Source organism: Salipiger sp. HF18, from assembly GCF_011806505.1.
GTDB lineage: Bacteria > Pseudomonadota > Alphaproteobacteria > Rhodobacterales > Rhodobacteraceae > Salipiger > Salipiger thiooxidans.
The window spans coordinates 1-1,011 of sequence record NZ_JAATOS010000842.1 but is presented as its reverse complement, the minus strand read 5'-3'; the positions used below and the strand labels follow the sequence as shown (position 1 = coordinate 1,011).

General features: G+C 68.9%; 1 protein-coding gene. It reads right to left on the bottom strand.

Annotation, left to right across the window (positions count from 1 at the left end; translation table 11 throughout):
• Nucleotides 1–3: 3 nt before the first annotated feature.
• Nucleotides 4–837: a hypothetical protein gene (locus HC022_RS27430; protein WP_167454479.1), complete on the bottom strand. Its 834-nt coding sequence runs from the start codon at nt 835–837 to the stop codon at nt 4–6.
• Nucleotides 838–1,011 lie beyond the last annotated feature (174 nt).

Here is a 1,011-nt window from a genome sequence, read left to right as displayed (position 1 = left end):
AGATCAGGGGAAGGTCACGCCCCGGAGCGCGACGCGATCGGCAAGATACTGCATGTAGGTCTGCGCCTCGGTCTCGCTGAAGGTGCGGCCGTAGATCGCCACCGCGTAGGCCTCCCCGATCACGTCGTTCACGCTGCGCGTCGCGCCGTGCGACCACGGGCCGAAGGAGAGGAAGCCGCGGTCGGTGGCGCCGTCGTAGAAGGCCGGGATGCCGGCGGCGCTGCGCGACGCCATGGCGAAGCCGAGCTGGTGCAGTTTCACCGCTCCCGCCACCGCGTCGACGTCGATGCCGGCGACCCCGTTCTGGTCATAGGTGACCGGGCCCGCGCTGCCGGTGGTCGCCGCGCCCTGGATGGTGCCGCCGTTGTCGTAGAGCTGGTAGTGCCCGGGGGTGCCCGTGCCGTCGTAGTTCAGCACGACGGCGTCGTCGTTGGGATGCTGCGCGCCGGGCGTGTCCATGTCCGCGGTGACCGACTGGCCGATCCAGTTGTTGTAGTCGCCCGAGCTGTTGCCCTCGAGATGGTTGACCCCGCAGACGAAGGCGGTCAGCTGCCGGCCCGCCGGGTTGAGCGGGATCGGCGTCACGAAGCACAAGCCGTTGTTGTCCGGGGTCTTCACCCCGTAGGCCGTCTTCACGGCGTTCGGCCAGCCGCTGCGCGTCAGCGCGTGGTTGCCGTTGCCCGACGAGTCGACGGCAATGCCCACCTCGTCGTCGACCGCGCCGTCCTCGAACAGGTAGAGGCCCAGCAGGTTAGTGGCGGGCATGCCGTTCACCACCCGGGTGATGCCGCCGAGCGCGGCGGCGCCGAAGTCGGCGGCAGGGATTTGCAGGATCATGTCTCAGAACTCCGAGTAGGTGATGGGATGGACGAAGGCGACCGACCAGTTGCGCAGGTCGTAGCGCCGGCCGACCAGCTCCGGCCGGTTGGCGGAGGCGTACATGCCCCGCTCCGGGACGTATTCGTAGCGGTCGATGGCAAGGGTCGGATCGCTGTCGCAGACGTTGCCCTG

Coding starts and splice junctions, on each gene's coding strand:
- HC022_RS27430 (WP_167454479.1), bottom strand. CDS start 837: ATGATCCTGCAAATCCCTGCCGCCGACTTCGGCGCCGCCGCGCTCGGC.